The 26,177-nt window shown below is 71.7% G+C and carries 21 protein-coding genes; 19 read left to right on the forward strand and 2 right to left on the reverse strand.

Annotated elements, in window-relative coordinates; genetic code table 11:
• From ACIBN2_RS24820 to ACIBN2_RS24875, 12 genes are all read left to right on the forward strand, one after another.
• Positions 1-1,287: a dihydroorotase gene (locus ACIBN2_RS24820; protein ID WP_399137291.1), complete on the forward strand. Its 1,287-nt coding sequence runs from the start codon at positions 1-3 to the stop codon at positions 1,285-1,287.
• Positions 1,284-1,877: a hypothetical protein gene (locus tag ACIBN2_RS24825; RefSeq protein WP_399137293.1), complete on the forward strand. Its 594-nt coding sequence runs from the start codon at positions 1,284-1,286 to the stop codon at positions 1,875-1,877. Before ACIBN2_RS24820 ends, ACIBN2_RS24825 begins: the two co-directional genes overlap by 4 nt.
• Positions 1,874-3,031 (forward strand): glutamine-hydrolyzing carbamoyl-phosphate synthase small subunit, encoded by a 1,158-nt coding sequence (gene carA, locus ACIBN2_RS24830; RefSeq protein WP_399137295.1) that lies wholly within the window; start codon positions 1,874-1,876, stop codon positions 3,029-3,031. The genes ACIBN2_RS24825 and carA overlap by 4 nt, the downstream gene beginning before the upstream one ends.
• On the forward strand, positions 3,024-6,332 hold the full coding sequence (carB, locus tag ACIBN2_RS24835) for a carbamoyl-phosphate synthase large subunit (RefSeq protein ID WP_399137297.1): 3,309 nt from the start codon (positions 3,024-3,026) through the stop codon (positions 6,330-6,332). The genes carA and carB overlap by 8 nt, the downstream gene beginning before the upstream one ends.
• A 58-nt stretch (positions 6,333-6,390) precedes the next feature.
• Positions 6,391-7,497, forward strand: a complete 1,107-nt coding sequence (locus ACIBN2_RS24840; RefSeq protein ID WP_399137298.1) for a quinone-dependent dihydroorotate dehydrogenase — start codon at positions 6,391-6,393, stop codon at positions 7,495-7,497.
• Positions 7,494-8,339, forward strand: a complete 846-nt coding sequence (pyrF, locus tag ACIBN2_RS24845; RefSeq protein ID WP_399137300.1) for an orotidine-5'-phosphate decarboxylase — start codon at positions 7,494-7,496, stop codon at positions 8,337-8,339. The genes ACIBN2_RS24840 and pyrF overlap by 4 nt, the downstream gene beginning before the upstream one ends.
• 277 nt (positions 8,340-8,616) lie before the next feature.
• Positions 8,617-8,940, forward strand: coding sequence for an integration host factor (locus ACIBN2_RS24850; RefSeq protein ID WP_003977346.1), 324 nt, complete (start codon positions 8,617-8,619; stop codon positions 8,938-8,940).
• A 58-nt stretch (positions 8,941-8,998) separates the two neighbouring features.
• A complete protein-coding gene (gene gmk / locus ACIBN2_RS24855; RefSeq protein WP_399137301.1) occupies positions 8,999-9,592 on the forward strand; it encodes a guanylate kinase in 594 nt (197 codons plus the stop codon).
• Between the two features lie 74 nt (positions 9,593-9,666).
• Complete coding sequence (gene rpoZ, locus ACIBN2_RS24860) at positions 9,667-9,939, forward strand: DNA-directed RNA polymerase subunit omega (RefSeq protein ID WP_003977348.1); 273 nt, start codon at positions 9,667-9,669, stop codon at positions 9,937-9,939.
• 121 nt (positions 9,940-10,060) lie between these two features.
• The gene (coaBC, locus tag ACIBN2_RS24865; protein WP_399137302.1) at positions 10,061-11,263 is read left to right on the forward strand and encodes a bifunctional phosphopantothenoylcysteine decarboxylase/phosphopantothenate--cysteine ligase CoaBC; all 1,203 of its coding nucleotides are present in this window, start codon (positions 10,061-10,063) and stop codon (positions 11,261-11,263) included.
• Between the two features lie 240 nt (positions 11,264-11,503).
• On the forward strand, positions 11,504-12,712 hold the full coding sequence (gene metK / locus ACIBN2_RS24870) for a methionine adenosyltransferase (protein ID WP_399137304.1): 1,209 nt from the start codon (positions 11,504-11,506) through the stop codon (positions 12,710-12,712).
• 123 nt (positions 12,713-12,835) lie between these two features.
• Positions 12,836-14,989, forward strand: a complete 2,154-nt coding sequence (locus ACIBN2_RS24875) for a primosomal protein N' (RefSeq protein ID WP_399137306.1) — start codon at positions 12,836-12,838, stop codon at positions 14,987-14,989.
• Positions 14,990-15,073: 84 nt separating this feature from the next.
• Here the strand turns inward: ACIBN2_RS24875 and ACIBN2_RS24880 are convergent, their stop codons facing one another.
• Entirely contained in the window at positions 15,074-15,616 is a 543-nt protein-coding gene (locus ACIBN2_RS24880; RefSeq protein ID WP_399137308.1) for a hypothetical protein, read from the reverse strand.
• A 271-nt stretch (positions 15,617-15,887) separates the two neighbouring features.
• Here ACIBN2_RS24880 and fmt point away from each other — a divergent pair, with 271 nt between their 5' ends.
• Positions 15,888-16,838, forward strand: coding sequence for a methionyl-tRNA formyltransferase (gene fmt / locus ACIBN2_RS24885; RefSeq protein WP_399137310.1), 951 nt, complete (start codon positions 15,888-15,890; stop codon positions 16,836-16,838).
• An 86-nt stretch (positions 16,839-16,924) separates the two neighbouring features.
• Complete coding sequence (locus tag ACIBN2_RS24890) at positions 16,925-18,343, forward strand: RsmB/NOP family class I SAM-dependent RNA methyltransferase (protein ID WP_399137312.1); 1,419 nt, start codon at positions 16,925-16,927, stop codon at positions 18,341-18,343.
• On the opposite strand, the gene ACIBN2_RS24895 is transcribed toward ACIBN2_RS24890, so the two are convergent.
• On the reverse strand, positions 18,324-20,483 hold the full coding sequence (locus ACIBN2_RS24895) for an MMPL family transporter (RefSeq protein WP_399137313.1): 2,160 nt from the start codon (positions 20,481-20,483) through the stop codon (positions 18,324-18,326). The genes ACIBN2_RS24890 and ACIBN2_RS24895 overlap by 20 nt on opposite strands.
• A 134-nt stretch (positions 20,484-20,617) precedes the next feature.
• Between ACIBN2_RS24895 and rpe the strand changes: the two genes are divergently transcribed.
• From rpe to ACIBN2_RS24920, 5 genes are all read left to right on the forward strand, one after another.
• Positions 20,618-21,304 carry a ribulose-phosphate 3-epimerase gene (rpe, locus tag ACIBN2_RS24900; RefSeq protein ID WP_399137314.1) on the forward strand — a complete coding sequence of 229 codons (687 nt, stop codon included), beginning with the start codon at positions 20,618-20,620 and terminating at the stop codon, positions 21,302-21,304.
• A gap of 90 nt (positions 21,305-21,394) precedes the next feature.
• Entirely contained in the window at positions 21,395-22,438 is a 1,044-nt protein-coding gene (locus tag ACIBN2_RS24905; protein ID WP_399137315.1) for a sugar-binding transcriptional regulator, read from the forward strand.
• Positions 22,439-22,577: 139 nt separating this feature from the next.
• Entirely contained in the window at positions 22,578-22,892 is a 315-nt protein-coding gene (locus ACIBN2_RS24910) for a barstar family protein (protein WP_399137317.1), read from the forward strand.
• Between the two features lie 120 nt (positions 22,893-23,012).
• Positions 23,013-24,467: a GuaB1 family IMP dehydrogenase-related protein gene (locus ACIBN2_RS24915; protein ID WP_399137319.1), complete on the forward strand. Its 1,455-nt coding sequence runs from the start codon at positions 23,013-23,015 to the stop codon at positions 24,465-24,467.
• Between the two features lie 222 nt (positions 24,468-24,689).
• Positions 24,690-26,174, forward strand: a complete 1,485-nt coding sequence (locus tag ACIBN2_RS24920) for an amino acid permease (protein WP_399137320.1) — start codon at positions 24,690-24,692, stop codon at positions 26,172-26,174.
• Positions 26,175-26,177 lie beyond the last annotated feature (3 nt).

Raw genomic sequence — 26,177 nt, forward strand, 5'->3', positions numbered from 1 at the left:
ATGAGCAAGATCCTTATCCGTGGTGCGAAGGTGCTCGGCGGCGAGCCGCAGGACGTGCTGATCGACGGTGCGACGATCGCCGAGGTGGGCGCCGGTCTGTCCGCCGAGGGCGCCGAGGTCGTCGAGGCCGCCGGCAAGGTGCTGCTGCCGGGCCTCGTCGACCTGCACACCCACCTGCGCGAGCCGGGCCGCGAGGACTCCGAGACCGTCCTGACCGGCACGCGCGCGGCGGCGAGCGGCGGCTTCACGGCCGTGTTCGCCATGGCCAACACCTTCCCGGTCGCCGACACCGCCGGCGTCGTCGAGCAGGTCTGGCGACTGGGCCGGGAGCACGGCTACTGCGACGTGCAGCCCATCGGCGCCGTCACCGTCGGCCTGGAGGGCAGGAAGCTCGCCGAGCTGGGCGCCATGTACGAGTCGGCCGCCGGGGTCACCGTCTTCTCGGACGACGGCAAGTGCGTCGACGACGCCGTGATCATGCGCCGCGCGCTGGAGTACGTGAAGGCCTTCGGCGGCGTCGTGGCCCAGCACGCGCAGGAGCCGCGGCTGACCGAGGGCGCCCAGATGAACGAGGGCATCGTCTCCGCCGAGCTGGGCCTCGGGGGCTGGCCCGCGGTGGCCGAGGAGTCGATCATCGCCCGGGACGTCCTGCTCGCCGAGCACGTCGGCTCCCGCGTGCACATCTGCCACCTTTCGACCGCCGGCTCGGTCGAGATCGTGCGCTGGGCCAAGTCCCGCGGCATCGACGTCACGGCCGAGGTGACCCCGCACCACCTGCTCCTGACGGACGAGCTGGCGCGCACGTACAACCCGGTCTACAAGGTCAACCCGCCGCTGCGCACCGAGCGCGACGTGATCGCCCTGCGCGAGGCGCTCGCCGACGGCACGATCGACATCGTCGCCACCGACCACGCCCCGCACCCGCACGAGGACAAGGACTGCGAGTGGGCCGCGGCCGCCATGGGGATGGTGGGCCTGGAGACCGCGCTGTCGGTGGTGCAGGAGACCATGGTGGACACCGGACTCCTCACCTGGGCCGGGGTCGCCGAGCGCATGTCCGTCAAGCCCGCCGAGATCGGGCGGGCCGAGGGCCATGGGCGTCCCGTCTCGGCTGGTGAGCCCGCCAACCTCACGCTCGTCGACACGGCATACCGTGGGTCGGTGGACCCCGCGGGCTTCGCCTCGCGCAGCCGGAACACCCCGTACGAGGGGCGTGAGCTGCCGGGCCGTGTCACGCACACGTGGCTCCGGGGCAAGGCCACGCTCGTCGACGGGAAGCTCACGTGACACCTGCACCTCTGCTCGCGGCCGGGCTCGCGGCCCCGCTCGCGGACGGGAAGAAGTCGGCCGCGGTCACCGACTGGGCCGCCCGCCTCGGCTGGCTGGTCGGACTCGTCCTCTTCGTCGCGCTCGTCTACTGGCTGATGCGCGAGGGCTGGAAGTGGCGCGGCACGCTTCAGGGCGACCTGCCCGAACTCCCCAGCGCGCCGGACGGGCCCGGCGAGGCGAGACTGACTGTGCTCTCGACGAGCGGCCGCTACCACGGCTCCACCACCGCCGGTCAGTGGCTGGACCGGATCGTGGCGCGCGGCCTCGGCACCCGCAGCCGGGTCGAGCTCACGCTGACGGACGCGGGACTGGACGTCGTACGCCCCGGCGCGGCCGACTTCTTCATCCCCCTCGCGCAGCTGCGCGAGGCCCGGCTGGACAAGGGCATCGCCGGCAAGGTGCTGACCGAGGGCGGACTGCTGGTGGTGACCTGGCAGCACGGCGAGCGGCTGATCGACTCGGGCTTCCGCTCCGACCACGCGGCCGAGCACACGGAGTGGGTCGACACCCTGAACCACATGATCAACAAGACGGAAGGCGCACGATGACAACCTCCACCAGGGGAGCCAGCAGGACTCCCGCCGTACTCGTCCTGGAGGACGGCCGGATCTTCCGGGGCCGTGCCTACGGGGCCGTGGGGGTGACCTTCGGCGAGGCGGTCTTCTCGACCGGCATGACCGGCTACCAGGAGACCCTGACCGACCCGTCGTACCACCGCCAGGTCGTGGTGATGACCGCCCCGCACGTGGGCAACACCGGCGTCAACGACGAGGACCCCGAGAGCAGGCGGATCTGGGTCGCCGGCTACGTCGTGCGCGATCCCGCGCGCGTGCCGTCCAACTGGCGCTCCCGGCGCTCGCTGGACGACGAGCTGCGCCACCAGGGCGTCGTCGGCATCTCCGGCATCGACACGCGCGCGCTGACGCGCCATCTGCGCGAGCGCGGCGCGATGCGCGTCGGCATCTTCTCCGGCAACGCGCTGCCCGACGAGGGCACCATGCTCGCCGAGGTCCGCCAGGCCCCCGAGATGAAGGGCGCCGACCTCTCCGCCGAGGTCGCCACCAAGGAGGCGTACGTCGTCCCGGCGCTCGGCGAGAAGAAGTTCACCGTCGCCGCCGTCGACCTCGGCATCAAGGGCATGACCCCGCACCGCATGGCCGAGCGCGGCATCGAGGTGCACGTGCTGCCCGCCACGGCGACCGTCGAGGACGTCTACGCCGTCGACCCGGACGGTGTGTTCTTCTCCAACGGACCCGGTGACCCGGCCACCGCCGACCACCCGGTCTCCGTCATGCGGGCCGTCCTGGAGCGCGGCACCCCGCTCTTCGGCATCTGCTTCGGCAACCAGATCCTCGGACGGGCGCTGGGCTTCGGCACGTACAAGCTCAAGTACGGCCACCGGGGCATCAACCAGCCCGTGCAGGACCGTACGACCGGCAAGGTCGAGGTCACCGCGCACAACCACGGCTTCGCCGTCGACGCCCCGCTCGACCAGGTCACCGAGACCCCCTACGGCCGCGTCGAGGTCTCCCACGTCTGCCTGAACGACAACGTGGTGGAGGGCCTGCAGCTGCTCGACCGCCCCGCCTTCAGCGTCCAGTACCACCCCGAGGCGGCAGCGGGCCCGCACGACGCCGCCTACCTGTTCGACCGCTTCACCTCTTTGATGAGCACCGTTCCGATGGAGGGCCAGCGTGCCTAAGCGCACCGATATCCAGTCCGTCCTGGTCATCGGCTCCGGCCCGATCGTCATCGGCCAGGCCGCCGAGTTCGACTACTCCGGCACGCAGGCGTGCCGCATCCTGCGCGCCGAGGGCCTGCGGGTCGTCCTGGTGAACTCCAACCCGGCGACGATCATGACCGACCCGGAGATCGCCGACGCCACGTATGTCGAGCCGATCACCCCGGAGTTCGTCGAGAAGATCATCGCCAAGGAGCGCCCGGACGCCCTGCTGCCCACCCTGGGCGGCCAGACGGCGCTCAACACGGCCATCTCGCTGCACGACAACGGCGTGCTGGCGAAGTACGGCGTCGAGCTGATCGGCGCCCGTCCCGAGGCGATCCACAAGGGCGAGGACCGCGACCTGTTCAAAGGCGTCGTGGAGGAGGTGCGCAAGAAGATCGGCCACGGCGAGTCCGCCCGCTCGGTCATCTGCCACTCCATGGACGACGTCCTGGGGGGCGTCGAGACCCTCGGCGGCTACCCGGTCGTCGTCCGCCCGTCCTTCACCATGGGCGGCGCCGGCTCCGGCTTCGCGCACGACGAGGAGGAGCTGCGCCGCATCGCCGGCCAGGGCCTCACGCTCTCCCCGACCACCGAGGTGCTCCTGGAGGAGTCCATCCTCGGCTGGAAGGAGTACGAGCTGGAGCTGATGCGCGACAAGCACGACAACGTCGTGGTCGTCTGCTCCATCGAGAACTTCGACCCGATGGGCGTGCACACCGGCGACTCGATCACCGTCGCCCCGGCGATGACGCTGACCGACCGCGAGTACCAGGTGCTGCGCGACGTCGGCATCGCGATCATCCGCGAGGTCGGTGTCGACACCGGCGGCTGCAACATCCAGTTCGCGGTGAACCCCGACGACGGCCGCGTGATCGTCATCGAGATGAACCCGCGCGTGTCGCGCTCCTCGGCGCTCGCCTCCAAAGCGACCGGCTTCCCGATCGCCAAGATCGCGGCCAAGCTCGCCGTCGGCTACACCCTCGACGAGATCCCGAACGACATCACCCGGGAGACCCCGGCCTCCTTCGAGCCCACGCTCGACTACGTGGTCGTGAAGGCCCCGCGGTTCGCCTTCGAGAAGTTCCCGCAGGCCGACTCCACGCTGACCACGACCATGAAGTCGGTCGGCGAGGCCATGGCCATCGGCCGCAACTTCACCGAGGCGTTCCAGAAGGCGCTGCGCTCGCTGGAGAAGAAGGGCAGCCAGTTCACGTTCGTCGGCGAGCCCGGCGACAAGGCCGCCCTCCTCGAAGAGGCGGTCCGCCCGACCGACGGCCGCATCAACACCGTCATGCAGGCGATCCGCGCCGGCGCCACCCAGGAGGAGATCTTCGCGTACACGAAGATCGACCCCTGGTTCGTCGACCAGCTCTTCCTGATCAAGGAGATCGCGGACGAGCTGGCCGAGGCGCCCGAGCTGACCGCCGACCTGCTCTCCGAGGCCAAGCGGCACGGCTTCTCCGACCAGCAGATCGGCGAGATCCGCGGGCTGCGCGAGGACGTCGTGCGCGAGGTGCGGCACGCGCTGGGCATCCGTCCGGTCTACAAGACGGTCGACACCTGCGCCGCCGAGTTCGCCGCGCGGACCCCGTACTTCTACTCCTCCTACGACGAGGAGACGGAGGTCGCCTCCCGCGAGAAGCCAGCCGTCATCATCCTGGGCTCCGGCCCCAACCGCATCGGCCAGGGCATCGAGTTCGACTACTCGTGCGTGCACGCCTCCTTCGCACTGAGCGACGCGGGCTACGAGACCGTGATGGTCAACTGCAACCCGGAGACCGTCTCCACGGACTACGACACCTCCGACCGCCTGTACTTCGAGCCGCTGACGCTGGAAGACGTGCTGGAGATCGTCCACGCCGAGCAGCAGGCCGGCCCGGTGGCGGGCGTCGTGGTCCAGCTCGGCGGCCAGACCCCGCTGGGCCTGTCGCAGGCGCTCAAGGACAACGGCGTGCCGGTCGTCGGTACGTCCCCCGAGGCGATCCACGCCGCCGAGGACCGCGGCGCCTTCGGCCGCGTCCTCGCCGAGGCGGGCCTGCCGGCCCCCAAGCACGGCACCGCCACCACCTTCGCCGAGGCCAAGGCCATCGCCGACGAGATCGGCTATCCGGTCCTCGTCCGGCCGTCGTACGTCCTCGGCGGCCGCGGCATGGAGATCGTCTACGACGAGACCCGGCTGGAGTCCTACATCGCCGAGTCGACCGAGATCAGCCCCTCCCGGCCGGTGCTGGTCGACCGCTTCCTCGACGACGCGATCGAGATCGACGTCGACGCCCTGTACGACGGCACCGAGCTCTACCTCGGCGGCGTCATGGAGCACATCGAGGAGGCCGGCATCCACTCCGGCGACTCGGCGTGCGCGCTGCCCCCGATCACCCTGGGCGGCTTCGACATCAAGCGCCTGCGGGCCTCGACCGAGGCCATCGCCAAGGGCGTCGGCGTCCGCGGCCTGATCAACATCCAGTTCGCGATGGCGGGCGACATCCTCTACGTCCTGGAGGCCAACCCGCGCGCGTCCCGCACGGTCCCCTTCACCTCGAAGGCGACCGCGGTGCCGCTGGCGAAGGCCGCCGCCCGGATCTCCCTCGGCGCGACCGTCGCCGAACTGCGTGCCGAGGGCCTGCTCCCGGCGACCGGCGACGGCGGCGAGCTGCCGCTCGACGCGCCGATCTCCGTCAAGGAGGCCGTCATGCCCTGGTCGCGCTTCCGCGACATCCAGGGACGCGGCGTCGACACCGTGCTCGGCCCGGAGATGCGCTCCACCGGCGAGGTGATGGGCATCGACTCCGTCTTCGGCACGGCGTACGCCAAGTCGCAGGCGGGAGCGTACGGCCCACTGCCCACCAAGGGCCGGGCGTTCATCTCGGTCGCCAACCGCGACAAGCGCTCGATGATCTTCCCGGCGCGCGAACTCGTCGCCCACGGCTTCGAGCTGCTCGCCACCTCGGGCACCGCCGAGGTCCTCAAGCGCAACGGCATCAACGCCACGGTCGTGCGCAAGCAGTCCGAGGGCGTGGGCCCGAACGGCGAGCGGACCATCGTCCAGCTCATCCACGACGGCGAGGTCGACCTCATCGTCAACACCCCGTACGGCACCGGCGGCCGCCTCGACGGCTACGAGATCCGTACGGCGGCCGTTGCGCGGTCGGTCCCCTGCCTGACGACGGTCCAGGCGCTCGCCGCCGCCGTCCAGGGCATCGACGCCCTCAACCACGGTGACGTGGGCGTCCGTTCGCTCCAGGAACACGCGGAACACCTGACCGCGGCCCGCGACTAGCAGCCGACGAGGGGGACACCGGAAACGGTGTCCCCCTCTGTATGAGGACACAACTGAGATGTACGAGCTCTTCTTCCGACTGGTCTTCAAGCGGATGGACCCCGAGCAGGCGCACTATCTGGCCTTCCGCTGGATCCGCCTCGCCGTCCGCATCCCCGTGCTGCGCACCTTCGTCGCCGCCGCGCTCGCGCCGCGCTTCGAGGAGCTGCGCACCGAGGCCTTCGGGCTGCGCATGCACGGCCCGTTCGGCCTCGCCGCCGGCTTCGACAAGAACGCGGTCGCCATCGACGGCATGTCGATGCTGGGCTTCGACCACGTCGAGGTCGGCACCGTGACCGGCGAGGCGCAGCCCGGCAACCCCAAGAAGCGGCTGTTCCGGCTCGTGAAGGACCGTGCGCTGATCAACCGCATGGGCTTCAACAACGAGGGCTCGCTGGCCGTGGCGGCCCGCCTGGCGTCCCGTGAGCCGGTGTTCAGGACCGTCGTGGGCGTCAACATCGGCAAGACCAAGGTCGTCCCCGAGGACGAGGCCGCCGCGGACTACGTGAAGTCGACCGAGCGGCTGGCGCCGTACGCCGACTACCTGGTCGTGAACGTCTCCTCGCCCAACACGCCCGGACTGCGCAATCTCCAGGCCACCGAGGCGCTGCGCCCGCTGCTGAGCGCCGTCCGCGAGGCCGCCGACCGCACGGTGACCGCCCGCCGCGTCCCGCTCCTGGTCAAGATCGCGCCGGACCTCGCGGACGAGGACGTCGACGCCGTCGCCGACCTCGCCGTCGAACTCGGCCTCGACGGGATCATCGCCACGAATACCACCATCGCGCGCGAGGGACTCGGCCTGAAGTCCGCACCCTCGCTGGTCAAGGAGACCGGCGGCCTGTCCGGAGCGCCCCTCAAGGCGCGCTCCCTGGAGGTGCTGCGCCGCCTCTACGCGCGCGTGGGCGACCGCATCACCCTGGTGGGCGTCGGCGGCATCGAGAACGCCGAGGACGCCTGGCAGCGCATCCTGGCCGGCGCCACGCTCGTCCAGGGCTACAGCGCCTTCATCTACGAGGGTCCCTTCTGGGGCCGCGCCATCCACAAGGGCCTCGCCGCCCGCCTCCGCACCAGCCCGTACGCCACCATCGCCGACGCGGTCGGCGCCGACACCAGGAGCAACCGGTGACCGTTCTCGAACCCTTCGGCACCCGTCTGCGCCGCGCCATGGACGAGCGCGGGCCGCTGTGCGTCGGCATCGACCCGCACGCGTCCCTGCTCGCCGAGTGGGGCCTCAACGACGACGTGGCCGGTCTGGAGCGGTTCAGCCGCACGGTCGTGGAGGCCGTGGCCGACCGGGTCGCCGTCCTGAAGCCGCAGAGCGCGTTCTTCGAGCGCTTCGGGTCCCGGGGCATCGCCGTACTGGAGAAGTCGGTCGAGGAGGCCCGGGCGGCCGGCGCGCTGGTCGTGATGGACGCCAAGCGCGGCGACATCGGCTCGACGATGGCCGCGTACGCCGAGACCTTTCTGCACAAGGACTCCCCGCTCTTCTCGGACGCGCTCACCGTCTCGCCCTACCTCGGCTACGGCTCGCTCTCCCCGGCCGTGGCCCTGGCCCGGGAGAGCGGCACGGGCCTGTTCGTGCTCGCGCTGACCTCCAACCCGGAAGGTGGCGAGGTGCAGCACGCCGTGCGGGCGGACGGGCGGACCGTCGGAGCGACGATGCTGGCCCACCTCGCCGCCGAGAACGAAGGGGACCAGCCCCTGGGGTCCTTCGGGGCGGTCGTCGGTGCCACGCTGGGCGACCTGACCTCGTACGACCTGGACATCAACGGGCCGCTCCTGGCGCCCGGCATCGGAGCCCAGGGCGCCACCGCGGCCGACCTTCCCGGCGTCTTCGGTTCCGCGGTGCGCAACGTCGTGCCGAACGTCAGCCGGGGAGTGCTGCGGCACGGGCCCGACTCCGGTGCGCTGCGCTCGGCCGCGTCCCGCTTCGCGGAGGAGATCAGCGCCGCCGTGGCGGCCGTGTGAGGTCTTCCGAGACCTCCGACGAGTGGTCGGACGGGTGTTCCAGAGACCTCTTGAGTCTGAATACATCCTCAAATCCAGGGCATTATGTCCTAAATGCCCGACCTGACGGAGGCTGACCAGGACTTTTCCGCTGTTCTCGCTGACTCTGGCGGACTTGCCCGCTAGTCTCCGACGAGAGTCCGCGGGCAAGCGTGTTGCTCGTGGCTCCCCAGGTGTGGGGCGACTAGGTTCCTCACCGGTCCGTATCCGACAGTTCGACATCCGAGGTGACGTAGGCGTGGCTCTTCCGCCCCTTACCCCTGAACAGCGCGCAGCCGCGCTCGAAAAGGCCGCCGCGGCTCGCCGGGAGCGGGCCGAGGTCAAGAATCGACTCAAGCACTCCGGCGCCTCCCTGCACGAGGTCATCAAGCAGGGCCAGGAGAACGACGTCATCGGCAAGATGAAGGTCTCCGCGCTGCTCGAGTCCCTGCCGGGCGTGGGCAAGGTCCGCGCCAAGCAGATCATGGAGCGACTCGGCATCTCCGAGAGCCGCCGCGTGCGCGGCCTCGGTTCCAACCAGATCGCCTCCCTGGAGCGTGAGTTCGGCAGCACCGGCTCCTGAATCCGGGATCTCCGGACCGGAGTCCCGGTCATGCCGGGATTGCTGGAATAATCGCTGCATGGCTGCAACATTCCGGGGGACGACCCCCGAGCCCCCGGACGTACGTCCGCGGCTGACCGTGCTCTCCGGCCCCTCGGGGGTCGGCAAGAGCACGGTCGTCGCCCATATGCGCAAGGAACACCCCGAGGTCTGGCTCTCGGTGTCGGCGACGACCCGCAAGCCCCGTCCCGGCGAGAAGCACGGTGTCCACTACTTCTTCGTCACCGACGACGAGATGGACAAGCTGATCGCCAACGGCGAGCTGCTGGAGTGGGCGGAGTTCGCCGGCAACCGCTACGGCACGCCGCGTGCGGCCGTGCTGGAGCACCTGGAGGCCGGTGTGCCGGTCCTCCTGGAGATCGACCTCCAGGGCGCCCGGCAGGTCCGCGAGACCATGCCCGAGGGCCGGCTGGTGTTCCTGGCTCCGCCCTCCTGGGAGGAGCTCGTGCGCAGGCTCACCGGGCGGGGCACCGAGCCGCCCGAGGTGATCGAGCGCCGGCTGGACGCGGCGAAGATCGAACTCGCGGCCGAGCCGGAGTTCGACATGACCTTGGTCAACACCTCCGTCGAGGACGTGGCGCGCGAGCTGCTAGCCTTGATGGACGTTGTGTGATCGTGCCTGATCGTCAAGATTGCCAAGGCTCGATCACTCGCACTGATTCTTTCCCATCCATCGGAAGGTAGAGCGTGTCCTCTTCCATCTCCGCGCCCGAGGGCATCATCAACCCGCCGATCGACGAGCTCCTCGAGGCCACCGACTCGAAGTACAGCCTCGTGATCTACGCGGCCAAGCGTGCCCGCCAGATCAACGCGTACTACTCGCAGCTCGGCGAGGGCCTCCTCGAGTACGTCGGTCCGCTCGTCGACACCCACGTCCACGAGAAGCCGCTCTCGATCGCCCTGCGCGAGATCAACGCCGGACTGCTGACCTCCGAGGCCATCGAGGGCCCGGCGCAGTAGTACGTTCGTATCGCGGTTAGCTTTTCCACAGGCCCGGCAGCGCGACTGTCGGGCCTGTGGTGTGTGATGGAGACGTACGCCGGGAGCCGCGGCGTAGGGATGTCGAGTGCGGGGAGGCCCGGTGGACAAGCCGAAGGTCGTGCTGGGGGTCAGCGGCGGCATCGCCGCGTACAAGGCCTGTGAGCTGCTGCGAAGGCTGACGGAGTCGGGACACGGCGTGCGCGTCGTCCCCACCGCCTCCGCCCTGCACTTCGTGGGCGCGGCGACCTGGTCCGCCCTCTCCGGAAACCCCGTCTCCACCGAGGTCTGGGACGACGTCCACGAGGTCCCGCACGTGCGCATCGGGCAGCACGCCGACCTGGTCGTCGTCGCCCCGGCGACCGCGGACGTCCTCGCGAAGGCGGCCCACGGCATCGCCGACGACCTGCTCACCAACACCCTGCTCACCGCCCGCTGCCCGGTCGTCTTCGCGCCCGCCATGCACACGGAGATGTGGGAGCACCCCGCCACCCAGGAGAACGTGGCGACGCTGCGCCGCCGCGGCGCCGTCGTCATCGAGCCCGCCGTCGGCCGCCTGACCGGCGTCGACACCGGCAAGGGCCGGCTGCCCGACCCGGCGGAGATCTTCGCCGTCTGCCGCCGCGTGCTGGACCGCGGCGTCACCGAACCGGACCTCTCCGGGCGACACGTCGTCGTGAGCGCCGGCGGCACCCGCGAGCCCCTGGACCCGGTGCGCTTCCTCGGCAACCGCTCGTCCGGCAAGCAGGGCTACGCCCTCGCCCGCACCGCGGCCGCGCGCGGCGCCCGGGTCACGCTCGTCTCCGCGAACACCGGCATGCCCGACCCGGCCGGCGTGGACGTCGTCCAGGTGGGCACGGCCGTGCAGCTGCGCGAGGCGGTGCTGAAGGCGGCGGCGGACGCCGACGCCGTCGTGATGGCGGCCGCGGTCGCGGACTTCCGCCCGGCGGCGTACGCGGCCGGGAAGATCAAGAAGAAGGACGACAAGGACCCGGACCCCATCGTCCTCGTACGGAATCCGGACATCCTCGCGGAGATCTCCGCGGAGCGCGCCCGCGAGGGCCAGGTGATCGTCGGCTTCGCCGCCGAGACCGACGACGTCCTGGCCAACGGCCGGGCGAAACTGCGGCGAAAGGGCTGCGACCTCCTCGTGGTGAACGAGGTGGGGGAGCGCAAGACCTTCGGCTCCGAGGAGAACGAGGCGGTCGTGCTGGGCGCCGACGGCACCGAGACCCCGGTCTCGCACGGCCCCAAGGAGCACCTGGCCGAAACGGTCTGGGATCTGGTGGCGGAGCGCCTGCGCTGAATGTTTCCTTCGCTTCCCGAACCCCTCAAACCTCTGCCACAGAGGTGTGGCGCCCCTGGCCAAGTTCGCAGAGGATTGGGCAGAATGCGCGTGCCGCAGGTCACAGCCCTCCCGAGAGGCGAGACAGGGAGGCCGATGGCCGGGCACGACCGATAAACTGTTCTCGGACGGTGCCGGGCGCAGCCTCCGGGCCCGTCCGCCAATGATCAGCCAGCAGCCGCTGCAACCCCAGGGAGCGTTGTGTCCCGTCGCCTGTTCACTTCGGAGTCTGTGACCGAGGGTCACCCCGACAAGATCGCTGACCAGATCAGCGACACCATTCTCGACGCGCTTCTGCGTGAGGACCCGTCCTCCCGGGTCGCCGTCGAGACGCTGATCACCACCGGCCTCGTCCATGTCGCCGGTGAGGTCACCACCAAGACCTACGCGGACATCGCGACCCTCGTCCGCAGCAAGATCCTCGAGATCGGCTACGACTCCTCGAAGAAGGGTTTCGACGGCGCCTCCTGCGGCGTCTCGGTGTCCATCGGCGCGCAGTCCCCGGACATCGCCCAGGGTGTCGACACGGCGTACGAGTCCCGGGTCGAGGGCGACGAGGACGAGCTCGACAAGCAGGGTGCGGGCGACCAGGGCCTGATGTTCGGTTACGCGACCGACGAGACGCCCACCCTCATGCCGCTGCCGATCTTCCTGGCGCACCGCCTGTCGAAGCGACTGTCGGACGTCCGCAAGAACGGCACCATCCCCTACCTGCGCCCGGACGGCAAGACGCAGGTCACCATCGAGTACGACGGCGACAAGGCCGTCCGTCTCGACACCGTGGTCGTCTCCTCGCAGCACGCGAGCGACATCGACCTGGAGTCCCTCCTCGCCCCCGACATCCGCGAGTTCGTCGTGGAGCCGGAGCTGAAGGCGCTCCTGGACGAGGGCATCAAGCTGGACACGGAGAACTACCGCCTGCTGGTCAACCCGACCGGCCGTTTCGAGATCGGCGGCCCGATGGGCGACGCCGGCCTCACCGGCCGCAAGATCATCATCGACACGTACGGCGGCATGGCCCGCCACGGCGGCGGTGCCTTCTCGGGCAAGGACCCGTCCAAGGTGGACCGCTCCGCCGCGTACGCGATGCGCTGGGTGGCGAAGAACGTCGTCGCCGCCGGTCTGGCCTCCCGCTGCGAGGTCCAGGTCGCGTACGCGATCGGCAAGGCCGAGCCGGTGGGTCTGTTCGTGGAGACCTTCGGTACCGCCACGATCGACCACGAGAAGATCGAGAAGGCCATCGACCAGGTCTTCGACCTGCGCCCGGCCGCGATCATCCGCGACCTCGACCTGCTCCGCCCGATCTACGCCCAGACCGCGGCATACGGCCACTTCGGCCGTGAGATCCCCGAGTTCACCTGGGAGAACACGGACCGCGTGGACGCGCTGCGCAAGGCTGTGGGGATGTAGGTCCCCGAGTCCCGGCGAGGCCCGGTTCCCCTGGGGGAGCCGGGCCTCGGCGTGTTCCGGCCCGAACGGAACGATCTCGGGCGGCGGGGGTCGGTGTCAGTGGTGTTTGGTAAGAATGCAGGCGTGAGCAGCGAGAACGGTCAGGGGGACGGAGGCGCGGAGGGCGCGCCCCCGGAGCAGCTCGCGCTCATCCGGGAGAGCGTGCGCAAGGCGCAGGTGCCCAGGGCCAAGCCGCGGACCTGGCGCGGGGCCGCGCTGGCCAAGGAGCTGCCGGTGGCGCGAGTGCTGGTCGACAAGGGCGTGCTGCATCTCGACCGGTACTTCGACTACGCGGTGCCCGAGGAGCTGGACGCCGACGCCCAGCCGGGTGTGCGGGTGCGGGTGCGGTTCGGGGCCGGGCGGCACCGGGTGCGCGACGGACGGCGCGAAGGCGGCGGGCTGATCGACGGGTTCCTCGTCGAGCGGCTGGCGGAGTCCGACTACTCCGGGCCGCTGGCCGCACTGGCACAGGTCGTCTCGCCCGAGCGGGTCCTGAGCGAGGAGCTGCTGGGGCTCGCCCGGGCCGTCGCCGATCGGTACGCCGGGAGCCTTGCCGACGTGCTCCAGCTCGCCGTGCCGCCGCGCAGTGCGCGGGCCGAGCAGCGGCCGTCTCCCGAGTTGCTGCCCCCGCCGGGGAAGCCGGACCCGGGGGGCTGGGAGCGTTATGAGCGGGGCGCCGGATTCCTGGAGTCGCTGGCGTCGGGAGGCGCCCCGCGAGCGGTGTGGAACGCGCTGCCCGGGCCCGGGTGGAGCGACGAACTGGCCCATGCCGTCGCCGCGACCCTGGCCTCGGGGCGTGGCGCGCTCGCCGTGCTGCCCGACGGACGGGCGGTGGCCCGTGTCGACGCCGCGCTGACCGCGCTGCTGGGCAAGGGGCGGCACGCGGTGCTCACCGCCGACGCCGGGCCCGAGAAGCGGTACCGGGAGTGGCTCGCGGTGCGGCGGGGGTCCGTACGGGCCGTCATCGGCACCCGCGCCGCCATGTTCGCGCCGGTGCAGAACCTCGGCCTCGTCGCCGTCTGGGACGACGGGGACGACAGCCACAGCGAGCTGCACGCCCCTCAGCCGCATGCCCGGGAGGTGCTGCTCCTGCGGGCCGCCCACGACAAGTGCGGTTTCCTGCTGGGCGGCTGGAGCTGCACCGTGGAGGCCGCGCAGCTCGTCGAGAGCGGCTGGGCCCGGCCGCTCGTCGCCGCGCGCGAACAGGTGCGAGCGGCCGCTCCCCTCGTACGGACGGTCGGGGACACGGATCTCGCGCGGGACGAGGCCGCCCGGGCCGCCCGGTTGCCGACCCTCGCCTGGCAGGCCGTCAGGGAGGGGCTGCGGCACGGGCCGGTGCTCGTGCAGGTGCCGCGGCGGGGGTACGTCCCCCGGATGGCCTGCGCCAACTGCCGGGCACCGGCGCGGTGCCGGCACTGTTCCGGACCACTGGAAGGACAGGAGACGGGTGCCGCACTGCGGTGCGGGTGGTGCGGGCGGGACGAGAGCGGCTGGCACTGCCCGGAGTGCGGCGGGTTCCGGTTGCGGGCGCAGGTCGTCGGGGCGCGGCGGACCGCCGAGGAGCTGGGGCGGGCGTTTCCGGCCGTACCGGTGCGGACCTCCGGGCGCGAGCAGGTGCTGGACACCGTGCCGGGCACGCCGGCGCTGGTCGTGAGCACGCCGGGGGCCGAGCCGGTCGCCGAGGGCGGATATGCGGCCGCGCTGCTGCTGGACGGCTGGGCCATGCTCGGGCGGCCCGACCTGCGCGCCGGTGAGGACGCGCTGAGGCGCTGGATCGCGGCCGCCGCACTCGTCCGGCCCCAGGGCGCGGGAGGCACCGTGGTCGTCGTCGCGGAGCCGACGCTGCGGCCGGTGCAGGCCCTTGTGCGGTGGGACCCCGTCGGCCACGCGGTGCGGGAGCTCGCCGAGCGCGCCGAGCTCGGCTTCCCGCCGGTGTCACGGATGGCGGCGGTGTCCGGGCCGCCGGAGGCGATCGCCGAGTTCCTGGGCACGGCCGAACTGCCGCGCGAGGCCGAGGTGCTGGGTCCCGTGCCGCTGACGGTCACCCGGGCGGGAGGACCACGCCGACCGGGGGCGCCGCCTCCGGGGGAGCACTGGGAGCGGGCCCTGGTCCGCGTGCCGCCGGGCAGCGGCGCCGCCCTGGCTGCGGCACTCAAGGCCGCGCAGGCGGCACGGATGGCGCGGGGACCCGGGGAGGCGGCGGTGCGGGTGCGGATCGATCCGCCGGACATCGGGTGAGGCGGTTGCGTGAGGTACCGAGCCCCGGCATACGTCTGCCCTCCCGGTTCATGCCGGGAGGGCAGGAGGGAAGCGGAAGGCGGCTCAGCCGTTGCGTGGGCCGGGGAAAGCCGTCGGCCTGACCTCGTCGCGGAGGGACGGGCTGCCGGCCGTCGGCTGGGTCGGCATGGAGCGGGCGGCGGGGACCGTGGGCACCGCCTGGATGCCGGTGTTGACGCCGACCGGGCGGGGTGCCGCCGGCTCGGCCGTCCGCTCGGTCTCGGCGGCTGCCTGGGTCGCGGCACGCCGGGCGCCGTAACGGCGGTGCACCGCCTGCTTGGTGACGCCGAGCGCGGAACCCACCGCGTCCCACGAGAAGCCGAGGGAGCGGTCGAAGTCGACCGCGGCCGTGACCAGGGTCTCGACGCTGTCCCGCAACTCCTGGGCGAGGCGCACCGTCGGGGCGGGAGCGCGTCCGTAGACGACGAAGCCCGTGGAGGGACCGGAGCGGCGCGGGCGGTAGACGTTGCCCAGCTGGGCGGTGAGGGTGCGCAGTGCGTCCACCTGCCGGCGGACCCGCTCGATGTCCCGCACCAGCAAGTGCAGGCTGGCCCGAGCCTGGGCGTCGTGGGTTGCGTGGTCGGCCATGAACAAGCCTCTCGAACCGGCGTTGAAAAAGGATCCGGGCCGCGCGGTCGCGGCCCGTTGTGGTCAACTCTCACTTGACCAACGTGTTTTTGCTCCGAGGGTCACGCTCAGGGGGCGTAGGGGCATATGCATACGCCCCCAGGGGTCGCTGCGCGCCGCGGACCTCGGCGGATCCCACCCCGTCCGCGCACGTGGCCGCGGCGCTCCGAGGCCGGGGTCATAGACTTGTGCGTCGCCGCAACAGCTCCCGCCCGAGAGGCCCCGCCCACCCATGAAGCTCGTCTTCGCCGGTACCCCCGAGGTCGCCGTTCCCGCTCTGGACGCTCTCATCGCCTCCGGGCGGCACGAGGTGGCCGCCGTCGTCACGCGCCCCGACGCGCCGGCCGGCCGGGGCCGCAGGCTGATCGCGTCGCCCGTGGCGCAGCGGGCCCAGGAGGCCGGCATCGAGGTGCTCAAGCCCCGCAAGCCGCGGGACCCCGCGTTCCTCGAGCGGCTGCGGCAGATCGCCCCCGACTGCTGCCCCGTCGTCGCCTACGGCGCCCTGCTGCCCCGCGTCGCCCTCGACATCCCGGCCCGGGGCTGGGTCAACCTGCACTTCTCGCTGCTGCCCGCCTGGCGCGGCGCCGCGCCCGTGCAGGCCGCCATCATGGCCGGTGACGAGATGACGGGCGCCTCCACCTTCCTCATCGAGGAGGGGCTCGACTCCGGTCCCGTCTACGGCACCGTCACCGAGACGATCCGGCCCACCGACACCAGCGGCGACCTGCTCACCCGTCTCGCCTTCGCCGGCGCGGGCCTGCTCGCCGCCACCATGGACGGCATCGAGGACGGCACGCTGAAGGCGGTGCCGCAGCCCGCCGAGGGCATCAGCCTGGCGCCGAAGATCACCGTCGAGGACGCCGAGGTCGACTGGTCCACCCCGGCGCTCAGGGTCGACCGGGTGGTGCGCGGCTGCACGCCGGCGCCCGGCGCCTGGACCACCTTCCGCGGTGAGCGCCTGAAGCTCATCCAGGTCACGCCCGTGCCGGACCGCACCGACCTCGCACCGGCGCAGCTGTCCGTCGGCAAGAACAGCGTGCACGCCGGCACCGGTTCGTACGCCGTCGAGCTGCTGTGGGTGCAGGCCCAGGGCAAGAAGCCGATGCGGGCGGCCGACTGGGCGCGTGGTGTGCGCATCGCGGACGGGGAGACGCTCGGCGGCCAGGGGCCGGACACCCCTTAGGGCGCGGCGACGCTCCGGGCAGCGGCGGTACGGGTGCGACGTACCCTTGGTGCGTACCTCTCCCAGACATCCGGAGCACCTTTTTCGTGAGCGACACCTCCCGTGGGCCGCGCAGGCCCGGCAAGCCCTACCGGCGGCCGAAGAAAGACCCCGTCCGCATCCTCGCCTTCGATGCGCTGAGGGCCGTGGACGAGCGGGACGCCTACGCCAACCTCGTGCTGCCGCCGCTGCTGCGCAAGGCACGGGAGAAGGGCGACTTCGACGCGCGGGACGCGGCGCTGGCGACCGAGCTGGTGTACGGGACGCTGCGGCGGCAGGGGACGTACGACGCGGTCATCGCCGCCTGTGTGGACCGGCCGCTGCGCGAGGTCGACCCGCCGGTGCTGGACGTGCTGAGCCTCGGGGCCCATCAGCTCCTCGGGACGCGGATCCCGACCCATGCCGCCGTGTCGGCCACCGTCGAGCTCGCCCGGGTCGTGCTCGGCGACGGGCGGGCGAAGTTCGTCAACGCCGTGCTGCGCAAGGTCGCGCAGGCCGATCTCGACACCTGGATCGAGCGCGTCGCGCCGCCCTACGACGAGGACCCCGAGGACCATCTCGCCGTCGTGCACTCGCACCCGCGCTGGGTCGTCTCCGCGCTGTGGGACTCCCTCGGCGGCGGCCGGGCCGGCATCGAGGAGCTGCTGGCGGCGGACAACGAGCGGCCCGAGGTCACCCTCGTCGCGCGGCCCGGGCGGTCCACGACCGAGGAGCTGCTCGGCGAGGAGGCCGCCGTGCCGGGGCGCTGGTCGCCGTACGCGGTGCGGCTGACCGAGGGCGGCGAGCCCGGCGCCATCGAGGCCGTGCGGGACGGCCGGGCCGGCGTGCAGGACGAGGGCAGCCAGCTGGTGGCCCTCGCACTCGCCAACGCGCCCGTGGAGGGCCGCGACCAGAGGTGGCTCGACGGGTGCGCCGGGCCCGGCGGCAAGGCGGCGCTGCTCGCGGCGCTCGCCGCCGAGCGCGGTGCCGTCCTGCTCGCCTCCGAGAAGCAGCCGCACCGGGCGGGCCTGGTCGCCAAGGCGCTGCACGGCAACCCCGGGCCCTACCAGGTCATCGCCGCCGACGGGACCCGGCCGCCGTGGCAGCCCGGCTCCTTCGACCGCGTGCTGATGGACGTGCCCTGCACCGGGCTCGGCGCTCTGCGCCGGCGGCCCGAGGCCCGCTGGCGGCGCCGTCCCGAGGACCTGGAGGGGTTCGCGCCGCTCCAGCGCGGCCTGCTGCGCAGCGCCCTGGACGCCGTACGGGTCGGCGGAGTCGTCGGCTACGCCACCTGCTCGCCGCATCTCGCCGAGACCAGGGCCGTCGTGGAGGACCTGCTCAAGCAGCACCCCGACGCCGAACTCGTCGACGCCCGCCCCCTGCTGCCGGGCCTGCCGGACCTCGGCGAGGGCCCCGACGTGCAGCTGTGGCCGCATCTGCACGGGACCGACGCCATGTACCTCGCGCTCATTCGGAGGACTGGCTGACCCGGTCCTGAGCCGGGGGCACGGCGGAGGCCGGGCCGTCCTGCCGCGACAGGTGGTGCGGCCACCACACCTTCTTGCCCACGTCGAGGAAGAGGGAGGTGACCAGCACGGACCGGACGATGAAGGTGTCCAGCAGGACGCCCAGTGCCACCGCGAAGCCGATCTCCGCGAAGCCCACCATCGGCAGGGTGCCGAGGGCGGCGAACGTGCCGGCGAGGACCAGTCCGGCCGAGGTGATCACCGCACCGGTCGTGGCGAGGCCCGTGACCACACCGGGGCGGGTGCCCTGGCGGATCGCCTCCTCGCGGATGCGGGTGGTCAGGAAGATGTTGTAGTCGATGCCCAAGGCCACCAGGAAGACGAAGACGAACAGCGGGAAGGCCACGTCCTCGCCCGCGTAGCCGAAGACGTGGCGGAAGGCCAGCGCGCTCAGGCCCAGGGCCGTGGCCAGGGACAGCATCACGGTGCCGATGAGCAGCAGGGGTGCCACGAGCGCCCGCAACAGGACGCTGAGCACCAGCAGGACGACGGCCAGGACGAGTGGGATGACCAGGTAGTTGTCGTGGGTCTGGGCGTTCTCCATGTCGATCAGGGCGGCCGTGCCGCCGCCGACCTGGGCGTCGGCGCCGGGTACCGCGTGCACCGCGTCGCGCACCCGCTCCACGGTCGCCTTCGCCGCGTCGCTGTCGGACGGGGCGCGCATGGTCGCCTCGAACAGCACCTGCCCGTTGTGCTCGGGCGCCGTGCCCGGCGGGACGCCGATGCTCTGCGGGACGACCCCGCGGTCCGCGGCGACGGCGTGTCCCACCTGTACGGCCTGCGCCTTGTTGGAGACGATCACGAGCGGATCGCCGGTGCCCGCCGGGAAGTACCGCGCGGACACCTTCTGGCCAGTGATCGAGTCCGGCGTGTTGGTGAAGGCGTCCGCGTTGGCGATCCCCGCCGCGCGCAACTGGAACAGCCCCAGGGACAGGACGATCAGAACACCGGCCGTGATGCCCCAGACCATGCGCGGCCGGCGGGCGAAGCTGCGGCCCATACGGGCCCACACACCCCGCTCGGTCGGATCGGCGGACCCGAGGTGCGGGACGGCCGGCCAGAAGATCCAGCGGCCGAAGATCAGCAGCAGTGCCGGGAAGAGGGTGAGCATGGCCAGCAGGGCGACTGCCACGCCGATGGCCGCCACCGGGCCGAGGCCGCGCGTCGAGTTCATCTCGGCGACCAGCAGCACCAGCATGCTCAGCACGACCGTCAGGCCGGAGGCCAGAACCGCCGGTCCCGCACGGTTCATGGCGAGCTCCATCGCCTCGTGGCGGTCCTCGTGGCGGCGCAGTTCCTCCCGGTAGCGGGCGACGAGCAGCAGCGCGTAGTCGGTGCCCGCGCCGAACACGAGCACCGTGAGGATGCCGGCGCTCTGCCCGTTGACCGTCAGACCGGCGTGTTTGGCGAGCAGGTAGATCAGCGCCTGCGCCGTGAACAGGGCCACCACCACCCCGAGGAGCGGCACGAACAGCAGCGTCGGACTGCGGAACGTCAGCAGCAGCATCACCACGACGACGGCCATCGCGGAGAACAGCAGGGTCGAGTCGATGCCCTCGAATGCCTTGGAGAAGTCCGCGGACGTGCCGCCGGGCCCGGTGATGTGGACGGCGAGTCCGCCGCCGCCCTTGCCGGCCTGGTCGCGGATGGAGTCGACCGCGGGCGCGATGCGCTGCCACCCCTGCGCGTCCATGGTGATCGGCACGTAGATCTGGGCGGCGCGCGGGGCGAGCCGGCGGTCGTAGACGGGGCCGCGGGTCTCCGCGCCGCGGATGCCGTGCTCGCTCAGGGCCCTGATCTGCCGGGCGTCCTCGGCGATCTGCGCCCGGTCCCGGACGGTGAGCCCGCCGGAGCGTGCGTAGACGACGACCGCGGGGATCTGCTCGGGCCGGAAATGCTCGGACGCGTTCAGCACCTGGGTGGACTCGGCGGAGCCGGGCAGCCACGACTGGGCGTCGTTGTCCTGGGCGTCGTTCAGCTTCGCCCCGAACGGCGCCGCGATCACCAGGACCACCAGCCACAGGGCTACGATCAGCCACTTCGAGCGCCGTCCGCACACGAACCGGATGACGTTCCGCTTCCAGGCGTAGAGCTGCCTCATGGCCACCCCCGTAGACATATGTGGCGCCGCTCGGCGGCCCAGCATGGCACGCGCCGGCCGTGCGCAACATCCGATGAACGGCTTAGGTCTGGACCGGCGCGAACAAACGTGCCCGGACATGGGAGGCTTGGGTCATGGCCGCGCAGATCAACCCCAGCATCCTGTCCGCCGACTTCGCCCGCCTCGCGGACGAGGCGAAGGCGGTGGAGGGAGCCGACTGGCTCCACGTCGATGTCATGGACAACCATTTCGTCCCGAACCTCACGCTCGGCGTGCCGGTCGTAGAGTCTCTGGCCCGTGCGACGGACACCCCGCTGGACTGCCATCTGATGATCGAGGCCCCCGACCGGTGGGCGCCCCAGTACGTCGAAGCGGGGGCCTCCTCCGTCACCTTCCATGTCGAGGCGGCCACCGCCCCGGTGCGGCTCGCCCGGGAGATCCGGGCCAAGGGCGCCCGCGCCTCCATGGGGCTCCGGCCCGCGACGCCCATCGAGCCGTACGAGGATCTGCTCCCCGAGCTCGACATGCTGCTGATCATGACGGTGGAGCCGGGCTTCGGCGGGCAGGCGTTCCTCGACATCATGCTCCCGAAGATCCGCCGCACTCGCGAGTTGATCACCAAGCACGGCCTGGAGCTCTGGCTCCAGGTCGACGGAGGCGTCTCGGCCTCCACCATCGAGCGCTGTGCCGAGGCCGGCGCGGACGTCTTCGTCGCGGGATCGGCGGTCTACGGGGCCGACGACGCGGCCGAGGCGGTCCGCGCACTGCGCACCCAGGCGGAGAACGTGATCTCGAAGGCGTCCTGGGCATGCGACCACTGACCGACAGGAACGTGAACAGCTACATGAACGGCGCCCATCAGGGCGGATCAAGTACGCCGAATCTGCAAGGATGAACGGCGAATCCAGTGCGTGAACAGCAGTGAGGAGATCGCCGTGTCGGGTATGACGGCGGGCCGGTCAGCAGTGCGGATGGGACCCGCTGAGCTGGTGCAGGCGGCGGCCATGGCCCGCCGCTTCTACCTCGAGGGTAAATCCAAGATCCAGATCGCGGAGGAGTTCGGCGTCAGCCGCTTCAAGGTGGCCCGGGTCCTGGAGACGGCCCTCGAACGGGATCTCGTACGTATCGAGATCCGCGTCCCCGCGGAGCTGGACGCCGAGCGCTCGGACGCGCTGCGCGCCCGCTACGGCCTCAGGCACGCGGTCGTGGTCGAGTCCCCGGCCGAGGCGGAGGAGACGCCCGACCCCGAGAACCTAGGAGAGGTGGCCGCCGACCTGCTCGGCGAGCTGGTGAGCGAGGGCGACGTGCTCGGCCTCGCCTGGGGTCGCTCCACCATCCACATGGCCGCGGCCCTCGACCGGCTGCCCCCGTGCACGGTGGTGCAGCTGACGGGTGTGTACGACGCCGGGACCGCCGAGCGCGGCTCGGTCGAGGCCGTCCGCCGCGCCGCCCAGGTGTCCGGCGGCGACGCCCACCCCATCTACGCGCCGATGCTGCTGCCGGACGCCGCCACCGCGGCTGCGCTGCGCAACCAGACCGGGATCGCCCGGGCCTTCGAGTACTTCGACAAGGTCACGGTCGCCTGCGTCTCGATCGGCTCCTGGGAGCCGGGCATCTCGACGGTGCACGACATGCTCAGCGACGAGGAGCGCGCCCACTACGCCTCCCTCGGTGTCGCCGCCGAGATGTCCGCGCACCTGTTCAACGCCGAGGGCCGCCGGATCGGCCGGGACCTGGGGGAGCGCTGCATCACGGTCAAGACCGACCAGCTGCGCCGTATCCCCGAGGTCGTCGCGATCGCGGGCGGCGCGCGCAAGGCGAGCGCGATCGACGCGGTGCTGCGGTCCGGTCTTGTCACCAGCCTGGTGACGGACACCTCGGCCGCGGACGCCCTGATGGCGGCGGGCCCGACGCCCAGGCCGGCCCTCAACCGGGCCGACCCCGACGGTCCCTGACGGAACGTCAGGCGGGAGACGACCGCGGTGGCATCGCCGACCTGGTGCCGCGGTTCGTCCCCCGCGCCCTCGCGGGGCGGCGCCCCACGCACGGTCCCCCACGCCGATGACCACCACGACTCGTTCAGGCGGTGCCGCAATGACGGAGCTCGTCGTCACGCTCGACCTCGACGGGGTCACGGACAAGGCGGGCCTGATGGACCGCTGCGCGCGTGCCCTGCGGCTGCCCGACTGGTTCGGCCGCAACTGGGACGCCCTCGCCGACAGCCTCGGCGACCGCACGGTCTGGCCCGAGGGCGCGGCCGAGCGGGGGCTGCTGCTCGTCGTACGGGACTGGCGGCCGTACGCGAAGGCGCGCCCCGACGAGTGGGAGACCGCCCAGGAGATCTTCGCCGAGGCGGCCGACCGGACGCCGGCCCTCTCCGTGGCCCTCGCCCTTGGAGGATCCTCCTAGGAGCCCCCTGACCTGCCTGGACGATCTGCCCGGGCATCGCATTCCAGCCGACATGGGACAATGAAGTACGTGCTCTTCCCCCTGGCTGACCTGTCCGGGGGTCACCTCTGATCGACTGGGATGTGCCAGCACGTGCGTTTCCTCAACGACATCCAGCCCGCGTACGACCTGACGTACGACGACGTCTTCATGGTCCCGAGCCGCAGCGCGGTGGGCTCGCGGCAGGGTGTGGACCTCAGCTCCCCGGACGGCACGGGCACCACGATCCCGCTGGTCGTCGCCAACATGACCGCCATCGCCGGCCGCCGGATGGCCGAGACGATGGCCCGGCGCGGCGGCCTCGTGGTCATCCCGCAGGACATCCCGATCGAGGTCGTCACCGAGGTCGTCTCCTGGGTCAAGAGCCGCCACCACGTGCTGGACACCCCGATCGTCCTCACCCCGCACCAGACCGTCGCCGACGCGCTGGCCCTGCTGCCCAAGCGCGCGCACAACGCCGGTGTGGTCGTCGACGCGGAAGGCCGGCCCGTCGGTGTCGTCACCGACCGGGACCTGACCGGCGTCGACCGCTTCACGCAGCTCGAGGTCGTCATGTCCAGGGACCTGGTGCTCCTGGACGCCGGCATCGACCCGCGCGAGGCATTCAACCACCTCGACGCGGCCAACCGGCGTTACGCACCGGCCGTCGACCAGGACGGCCGCCTGGCCGGCATCCTCACCCGCAAGGGCGCCCTGCGCGCCACGCTCTACTCCCCGGCCGTCGACGCGCAGGGCAAGCTGCGCATCGCCGCCGCCGTGGGCATCAACGGCGACGTCGCGGGCAAGGCCAAGCAGCTGCTCGACGCGGGCGTGGACACGCTCGTCATCGACACGGCGCACGGCCACCAGGAGTCGATGATCGGCGCGATCAAGGTGGTGCGGGCGCTCGACCCGCAGGTCCCGGTCGTGGCCGGGAACATCGTCGCCGCGGAGGGCGTGCGGGACCTGATCGAGGCGGGCGCCGACATCGTCAAGGTCGGGGTCGGCCCGGGCGCGATGTGCACGACCCGGATGATGACCGGCGTCGGCCGGCCGCAGTTCTCCGCCGTCCTGGAGTGCGCCGCCGAGGCGAGGAAGTACGGCAAGCACGTGTGGGCGGACGGCGGTGTGCGCCACCCGCGGGACGTAGCCATGGCGCTGGCGGCCGGTGCGTCCAACGTGATGGTCGGCTCCTGGTTCGCGGGCACCTACGAGTCCCCGGGCGACCTCCAGCAGGACGCCGACGGCCGCCTCTACAAGGAGTCGTTCGGCATGGCCTCGGCGCGCGCGGTCCGCAACCGCACCTCCGAGGAGTCGTCCTACGACCGCGCCCGCAAGGCGCTGTTCGAGGAGGGCATCTCCACCTCCCGCATGTTCCTCGACCCGATCCGCCCCGGCGTCGAGGACCTGATCGACTCGATCATCGCCGGCGTCCGCTCCTCCTGCACCTACGCCGGCGCCAACTCCCTTGCGGAGTTCGCCGAGCGGGCCGTCGTCGGCATCCAGAGCGCCGCGGGGTACGCGGAGGGCAAGCCGCTGCACGCCAGCTGGATGTGAGGCGACCGGCCGCCTGTGCACAACGAATGGGCGGGCCGTCCGCGAGGAACGCAACGATCTTGCGTGCATGTGCAAGGTTGCTGCATTACGCCCGTGAAGGGCGGCCCCGTAGGGTCATGCGCTGTACGTGGCGTGGCGGGGACCCCGCTCGGTGGGTCCCTGCACACGCAGGGATGCCGCCGGTCCCCGCAGCCCTGACCGCAGTGACGAAGGAGTCAGCGCGTGCTCGACCAAGGCGCACCCCCGCACGACCGCACCACCAACGCCCCACCGTCCCCGGGGGCAGCCGCGCGCCTCATGCGCCGCAAGCCGGTGGAGCTCCTGGTCGCGGAGGGCGGGCAGGGTGAGGGAGGGACCCTGCGTCGCTCCCTCGGGCTGTGGCAGCTCACCATGATCAGCATCGGTGCCACCCTCGGCACCGGCATCTTCGTGGTCCTCGGCGAGGCCGTCCCGAAGGCCGGCCCGGCCGTGACGCTCTCCTTCGTGATAGCCGGCCTGACGGCGCTCTTCTCCGCGCTGTCGTACGCCGAACTGGCCGGCACGATCCCGGTCGCCGGGTCCTCGTACTCGTATGCATACGCAACGCTGGGCGAGCTGATCGCCTGGATCTGCGGCTGGTGCCTGATCCTGGAGTACGGCGTCTCGGTCGCCGCCGTGGCCGTCGGCTGGGGCGAGTACCTCAACGAGCTGCTCGACGGCACCATCGGCGTCACCATCCCGGACGCCCTGTCCGCCCCGCCCGGCGACGGCGGCATCTTCAACCTGCCCGCCCTGATCGTGGTCCTGCTGGCCATGGCGTTCCTGCTGGGCGGCGCCCGGGAGTCCGCCCGCGCCAACACGATCATGGTCTGTGTGAAGATCGCCGCGCTGGTGCTGTTCTGCGCCATCGGCATCCAGGGCTTCCGCACCGGCAACTACGCCCACTTCATGCCGCTCGGCATGGCGGGGGTCAGCGCCGCCGGCGCCACGCTCTTCTTCTCCTACATCGGCTTCGACGCCGCCTCCACCGCCGGTGAGGAGGCGAAGAACGCGCAGCGCGACCTGCCCCGCGCGATCATGCTGTCGCTGGTCATCGTGACGGCGCTGTACGTCCTCGTCGCCGCGGTCGCCGTCGGCGCCAAGCCCTGGCGGCAGTTCACCGACTCCGAGGCCGCGCTCGCCCAGATCATGCGCGAGGTCACCGGCCAGACCTTCTGGGGCACGCTGCTCGCCGCCTGCGCCGTCATCGCCATCGCGAGCGTCGTGCTGACGGTGCTCTACGGCCAGACCCGCATCCTCTTCGCGATGTCCCGGGACGGGCTCGTGCCCAAGGTGTTCGCGAGGGTCCACCCGAAGACGGGCGCGCCGCGCGCCAACACCGTCATCGTCTCGCTGTTCTGCGGCGTTCTCGCCGCCGCGATCCCGCTCGGCCAGCTCGCCGACGCCACCAGCATCGGCACGCTCTTCGCCTTCGCGCTGGTCAACGTCGCCGTGGTGGTGCTGCGCCGCACCCGCCCCGCCATGAACCGCACGTTCCGCGTCCCGCTGTCGCCGGTCCTGCCGGCCCTGGGATTCGCCTTCTGCGTCTGGATGATGGGCAGCCTGTCCGCCGTCACCTGGGTGGTCTTCGGGGTCTGGATGGCGGTCGGGCTCGTGGTCTACTTCGGATACGGCCACCGCCGCTCCCGTCTCGCCACGCGAGAAGCCCTCGCGCCCGAAGAGAAGTGAACC

This window comes from Streptomyces sp. NPDC050534, assembly GCF_044457745.1.
Lineage (GTDB): Bacteria > Actinomycetota > Actinomycetes > Streptomycetales > Streptomycetaceae > Streptomyces.

Coding starts and splice junctions, on each gene's coding strand:
- ACIBN2_RS24820 (WP_399137291.1), top strand. CDS start 1: ATGAGCAAGATCCTTATCCGTGGTGCGAAGGTGCTCGGCGGCGAGCCG.
- carA (WP_399137295.1), top strand. CDS start 1,874: ATGACAACCTCCACCAGGGGAGCCAGCAGGACTCCCGCCGTACTCGTC.
- ACIBN2_RS24840 (WP_399137298.1), top strand. CDS start 6,391: ATGTACGAGCTCTTCTTCCGACTGGTCTTCAAGCGGATGGACCCCGAG.
- gmk (WP_399137301.1), top strand. CDS start 8,999: ATGGCTGCAACATTCCGGGGGACGACCCCCGAGCCCCCGGACGTACGT.
- ACIBN2_RS24880 (WP_399137308.1), bottom strand. CDS start 15,616: ATGGCCGACCACGCAACCCACGACGCCCAGGCTCGGGCCAGCCTGCAC.
- fmt (WP_399137310.1), top strand. CDS start 15,888: ATGAAGCTCGTCTTCGCCGGTACCCCCGAGGTCGCCGTTCCCGCTCTG.
- ACIBN2_RS24895 (WP_399137313.1), bottom strand. CDS start 20,483: ATGAGGCAGCTCTACGCCTGGAAGCGGAACGTCATCCGGTTCGTGTGC.
- rpe (WP_399137314.1), top strand. CDS start 20,618: ATGGCCGCGCAGATCAACCCCAGCATCCTGTCCGCCGACTTCGCCCGC.
- ACIBN2_RS24910 (WP_399137317.1), top strand. CDS start 22,578: ATGACGGAGCTCGTCGTCACGCTCGACCTCGACGGGGTCACGGACAAG.
- ACIBN2_RS24915 (WP_399137319.1), top strand. CDS start 23,013: ATGTGCCAGCACGTGCGTTTCCTCAACGACATCCAGCCCGCGTACGAC.